Origin of the sequence: Brevibacterium sp. VCM10, assembly GCF_000583215.1 — a bacterium.
GTDB lineage: Bacteria > Actinomycetota > Actinomycetes > Actinomycetales > Brevibacteriaceae > Brevibacterium > Brevibacterium linens.
The window spans coordinates 1-5,431 of sequence record NZ_JAJB01000087.1 but is presented as its reverse complement, the minus strand read 5'-3'; the positions used below and the strand labels follow the sequence as shown (position 1 = coordinate 5,431).

General features: G+C 64.8%; 5 protein-coding genes. 3 read left to right on the top strand and 2 right to left on the bottom strand.

Features of this window, described 5'->3' with window-relative positions; all coding sequences use genetic code 11:
• Window positions 1-11: 11 nt before the first annotated feature.
• The 3 genes from AD89_RS0117120 to gluQRS all read left to right on the top strand — a co-directional run bounded on the left by AD89_RS0117120 (window position 12) and on the right by gluQRS (window position 2,989).
• Window positions 12-1,634 carry an AMP-binding protein gene (locus AD89_RS0117120; protein ID WP_081770526.1) on the top strand — a complete coding sequence of 541 codons (1,623 nt, stop codon included), beginning with the start codon at window positions 12-14 and terminating at the stop codon, window positions 1,632-1,634.
• A 99-nt stretch (window positions 1,635-1,733) separates the two neighbouring features.
• The gene (locus AD89_RS0117115) at window positions 1,734-2,054 is read left to right on the top strand and encodes a GNAT family N-acetyltransferase (protein WP_025780808.1); all 321 of its coding nucleotides are present in this window, start codon (window positions 1,734-1,736) and stop codon (window positions 2,052-2,054) included.
• Window positions 2,051-2,989, top strand: a complete 939-nt coding sequence (gene gluQRS / locus AD89_RS0117110; protein WP_025780806.1) for a tRNA glutamyl-Q(34) synthetase GluQRS — start codon at window positions 2,051-2,053, stop codon at window positions 2,987-2,989. The genes AD89_RS0117115 and gluQRS overlap by 4 nt, the downstream gene beginning before the upstream one ends.
• A gap of 43 nt (window positions 2,990-3,032) precedes the next feature.
• On the opposite strand, the gene AD89_RS0117105 is transcribed toward gluQRS, so the two are convergent.
• Window positions 3,033-4,202 (bottom strand): glycosyltransferase, encoded by a 1,170-nt coding sequence (locus tag AD89_RS0117105; RefSeq protein WP_081770524.1) that lies wholly within the window; start codon window positions 4,200-4,202, stop codon window positions 3,033-3,035.
• A gap of 42 nt (window positions 4,203-4,244) precedes the next feature.
• The gene (locus AD89_RS0117100; protein ID WP_025780803.1) at window positions 4,245-5,156 is read right to left on the bottom strand and encodes a DMT family transporter; all 912 of its coding nucleotides are present in this window, start codon (window positions 5,154-5,156) and stop codon (window positions 4,245-4,247) included.
• Between the last annotated feature and the right edge of the window lie 275 nt (window positions 5,157-5,431).

Genomic DNA, 5,431 nt, shown 5'->3' with positions numbered 1-5,431 from the left:
TCGCCGAGCACATCAAACGCACCGCCGCGAGGAATCCCGAAGCGCTGGCATTGGTCGACCGGCATTCGAATCGGAGGTGGACGTACTCCGACTTCGATCGTGACACCGACGCACTGGCCATCGGCCTTCTCGAGCGCGGGGTGAAGAAGGGCGACCGGGTCGGCATCTGGGCGCAGAACGTCGGCGAATGGGCGCTCGTGCAGTATGCCACGGCGAAGATCGGAGCGATCCTCGTCAACGTCAACCCCGCCTACCGCAGCCACGAACTCGAGTTCGTCGTCGAACAGTCCGGAATGAGCCTGATGATCTCGCAGATCGTCGCACCCCCGCACTCGGACTTCCACGCCATCGCCACCGAGGTGGCCGCCAAGGTCCCCAGCCTCGATCTCGTCTTCCTCGACACGGTCTCCGCAGACCTCATCGGCGGTGTCACGGTCGGCGAGCGCGAATCCTTCGCTCACCTCATCGGGCAGGGCCGCGAGATGCTCTCCGACCCCGGGGCGAAGTACGCGGTGCGGCTGCAGCAGGTCATCGACGACCTCTCGGCCGATGACCCGATCAACATCCAGTACACCTCCGGCACGACCGGGTTCCCCAAGGGTGTGACCCTCAGTCACCACAACATCCTCAACAACGGCTTCTTCATCGGCGAGATGCTCTCGTACACCCCCGCCGACACCGTGGTCGTTCCCGTGCCGTACTACCACTGCTTCGGTATGGTCATCGGCAACCTCGCCGCGCTGAGCCACGGCTCGGCGGTCGTGCTGCCGTCACCGGCCTTCGACCCGGTGGCGACGATGTCGGCGGTCACCGAGGAGAAAGCCACATCGCTCTATGGTGTGCCGACGATGTTCATCGCTGAACTCGAGCACCCGCAGTTCGCAGAATTCGACTTCTCGACTCTGCGCACCGGCGTGATGGCAGGATCGCCGTGCCCGGTGAACACGATGCGCCGAGTCATCGACGATATGAACATGTCCGAGGTCGCCATCTGCTACGGCATGACCGAGACCTCGCCGGTGTCGATGATGACGCGTGTCGACGACTCCCTGCAGAAGCGCACCGAGACCGTCGGCCGGGTCATGCCGCACCTGGAGATCAAGATCGCCGACCCCGTCACCGGGCAGACCGTTCCGCGCGGCCAGAAAGGCGAATTCTGCACTCGCGGCTACGCGGTGATGCTCGGCTACTGGAATCAGCCGGACAAGACGGCCGAGACGATCGACGCTGCCCGGTGGATCCACACCGGCGACCTGGCCATCATGGACGATGACGGCTACGTCGACATCTCCGGACGGATCAAGGACATGGTCATCCGCGGAGGCGAGAACATCTATCCGCGCGAGGTCGAGGAGTTCCTCTACCACCATCCAGCGATCCGCGACGTCCAGGTCGTCGGCATCTCCGACGAGAAGTACGGCGAAGAACTCATGGCGTGGGTGATCCTCAAGGACGGCTTCGACTCGCTCACCGCCGACGAGGTCCGTGAGTTCTGCTCCGGCAAGCTCGCCCACTTCAAGATCCCACGCTATGTCGAGGTTCGTGAATCGTTCCCGATGACGGTGTCGGGCAAGATCCGCAAGGTCGAGTTGCGCCGAGAAGGCGAAGAGCTCACTCATTCGGCCGGAGCCTGAGGGCAACGGGCGCGGTCCCGGCAGGGGCTGGGGTCGCGAACAGACCCTGCCGCGACCATGTATCGTTCACAGAGGAGACGGCCATGAAGGAGCGCACCAATGCCACAGCCTCAACTCAGCCCCACACCGGTCCGAGTCGTGAAGAACGTCGATCGCGAACGGTTCGAACTCTTCTCCGAAGAGACCCCGGGGGAGTTCATCGGGTTCCTCGCCTACCAGGTCATCGATGAGCACACCCTGGAGCTGCAGCACACGATCATCTCCGAAGGCTACTCCCGCCGCGGTTTCGCCCGCACTCTCGTCACCCGGGTGCTCGACCTCCTCCGTGCGGATGGGACGTCCATCGTGCCCACCTGTTCCTATGTGCAGGACTACCTCGAACGGTTCCCGCAGTACGGCGACCTCGCAGCCCATCAGTGACCGGCACACACTCAGTCGGCGGAGCCGGGCGTTTCGCTCCGAGCCCGAGCGGTGACCTCCACATCGGCAATATCCGCACCGGACTGCTCAGCTATGTGCGTGCCCGGCAGACGGGCCGCCGGTTCCTGTGGCGGGTCGAAGACCTCGATCGGGTGAAGACCGGCGCGGCCGACTCGCAGCTCGAGGTCTTCGCCGACCTCGGAGTCGTTCCCGACGAGCGTCCCCTTGTCCAGTCCGCACGCACCGCAGAGTACTCGGACGCGATTGCGAGGCTGGCAGCCGACGGTCTCGTCTACGAATGCTATTGCTCACGCAAGGACATCGCCCAGGCCCCGAGCGCACCCCACGCACCACCCGGGGCGTATCCCGGGACCTGTCGCAGTCTCGGCGAGGGAGAGCGGGAATCGGCCCGACGGAGACTCGAGGCGAACAACCGGCAGCCGGCGCTGCGTCTGCGCACGGACAACCGAGAGCACAGCATCACCGATGTGCTGCTGGGCCGAGTGGAGGCCCTTGTCGACGATCTCGTGCTGCGGCGAGGCGACGGCGTCTACGCCTACAACCTCACCGTCGTCGTCGATGACGCAGCGAGCGGAATCGACGAGATCCTGCGCGGGGACGATCTGGCCTCCTCTGCACCGCGACAGGCATATCTGGCACAGCTGTTGGGTCTGTCCGCACCGGGCTGGGTCCATGTGCCCCTGGTGCTCAACGACAGCGGCCAGCGGCTGGCCAAACGCGACGGCGCGGTGACCTATCAGCAGCTGCGCAGCCTCGGGTGGAGCGTCGAGGACGTCTTCGCCTGGATGCAGCAGTCACTCGGGTTCGACGGAATCGGCTCCCGGTGGAGGTGCGTCGATGACATGATCAGGAGTGTCGACTTCACTGGGATGCCGACCGCACCGACGGTCTTCGTCCCACCTGTGGGTGCTTAGGCCCGCGTTCGTCAGGCCGCCTGTTCGTCAGCTCGCGTGTGCGTCAGGCCGCGGACGAGTCGGCGGCGTCTCGGATGACTCCGTCGTAGATGGATTCGAAGGTGTCGAGCGTGTATTCGATATCGTGTTTGGCCACGACGTCGAGCGACGCTTTCGACATGTCATCGAGGTCGGCTTCGGGCATCCGGCAGATGCGGGTGAAGCGATCGGCCAGGGCGTCGGTGTCGCGCGGTGGGAACAGATACCCGTTGACTCCGTCGCGGACGAGGTGCGGCAGGGCCACCGCATCGGCAACGACCACGGGTTTGCGCGAGGCCAGCGCCTCCAGTGTGGCGATGGACTGCAGCTCAGCGGTCGAGGGCATGCAGAAGAAGGTGCAGCGCTGGTAGGCGTCCATGAGCGCCTTGTCGCTGATCTTTCCGAGCACATGCACTCGGTCGGCGATGCCGAGTTCCTCCGCCAGGTGCTTCAGCGGTTCCTCCTGGTCACCGCCGCCGACGATATCGGCTTCGAGTCCCAGCTCCGGATCGGTCTTCGCCACGGCCTCGACGATGTCTGCGGCATGCTTCTCCGAGGAGAGGCGTCCGACGAAGAGGACGCGCGGGGGAACGGCCCGTGACTGGGCGCAGTCGAGTTCGCGCAGATGAGCGAAGCGTTCCAGGTCGATCCCGCACGAGACCGCTCGGATGGGAGAGGAGAAGCCGTTCTCGGTGAGCAGATCGGCCGCCAGCTGTGTGGGCACCGTGATGAAGTCAGCGGACTGGAACTTCCGGCGCAGATCCCACCAGGCGATGGCGGTGCCGCCGTCGAGGACGGGCTTCGGAGCTCTGAGGTAGGGACGGACGTTGTCGGGCATGAAATGGTTCGTGGCCACGACGGGGATGGCCCGCCTGATCGATTCGGAGAAGGCAAAGCGGCCGATGACGAAGTGAGCCTGTGTATGCACGACATCGGGACGGATGCTGTCGAGGAGTCGGGAGAGTTCGGGCTTCGTCTCCCACGGCATGCAGATCATCCACGTCGGGTGCAGCGGCCAGCGGTGAGCGGTGAGTCGGTGAACGGTGACCCCGTTCTCGACGCTGACCGAGGGTTTGCCCGTCGCCGAAGGGCACGCGACATGGACATCGTTGCCGCGGGCGGCGAGGCCTGCGGCGAGCCGTTCGGCGAACTTCGCGGCACCGTTGACTTCGGGTGCGTACGTCTCTGCCGGAATGAGGATTCGGCGTTTCGGAGTGGGACGGTGCGCAGACAGGATTCAGCTCTCCTCGGTGTCGGTCATGGTGTCGGAACGGCGGGCGCTCCTGCGCTGAGTTTCTCGATCTCTGACATCGGGATGATACCGCGACAATACAACGACGGCTGCGCAGGCGACCAATCCGGTGAGCGTGATGATCAGGATCAGCCAGACGGGGGAGTGGGCCGCCTCGCCGAGGACGACGGTGCCCAGGATGACGGCACCGATCGGGTCGATGACTGTCAGCCCGGCGATGACCATCTCCGGTGGGCCCGCCGCATAGGAGTTCTGGACGAACAGGGAACCGAGGGCAACCGCCGCCACCAGTGCTGCGACGTTGATCCAGGTGACCTGGTCGAGGCCGGCCCGGAGGAACTGGACGCTGACCAGGTGGGCGTTCGTCGCCACACAGGCGAAGAGCAGTCCGGCCGCGATGATGAGAACCAGCTGCGGGGCATGGCGGAAGACCAGGACGATCACCAGGCCGATCGCGACCGCGATGGCGGTGATCCAGAACAGGGGCATCGCATCGGCGCCGAGGTGGACCTCCGACTGTGCGGTCGTGGCCGAGAGTGCGACGAAGGCCGTCACTCCGACGGTGCACCAGATGACGGACTGGACGAGTCGTCTGTTGACCTTGAGGCCGCGGTGACGGACGCCGAGCAGCACGGAGACGATGAGTGAGAATGCCCCGATCGGTTGAACGACCATCACCGGAGCCAGGGCCAGGGCGACGAAATTGCCCGCCGTTCCCACGCCGAGGATGGTCAGCCCGAGCAGCCAACCGCGGTTGCGCAGCAGATCGGTGAAATGTGCCCAGCTCAGTCCGTTGTGGGAGTCATCCTGTCCGGCAACGGCTTCATGCTGATACAAGGCGCCATAGGCCAGTGCCACAGCCGCGAGGACGGCGAGGGCGATTGCCGCTATGGTCACGATGAGACTTCCGGTTTCGACGGTGCGGTTCTGGGGCGGGGATCACTGTGAGTCTATCGCGCAGGACGGCGGCGAAGATGGCCGCGGACTGTGTTTGTCCTGACTGTAAGGCAACCCTGCGGCAACGGGTGGGGAAACCCTCAATGCTGTGGCCGAAGCACCCTCAACGCTGTGAGCTAAAGCACTTGTCTTGGTTTTGTTCGTCGGCCGGGAGGTTTGCTAAGCTGGAACACACGTCCGCAGGAAACTGCGGTATTCCTCCGTAGCTCAGTTGG

Excerpts from the sequence above, each read along its gene's own strand:
- AD89_RS0117115 (WP_025780808.1), top strand. The coding sequence starts at position 1,734 with ATGCCACAGCCTCAACTCAGCCCCACACCGGTCCGAGTCGTGAAGAAC.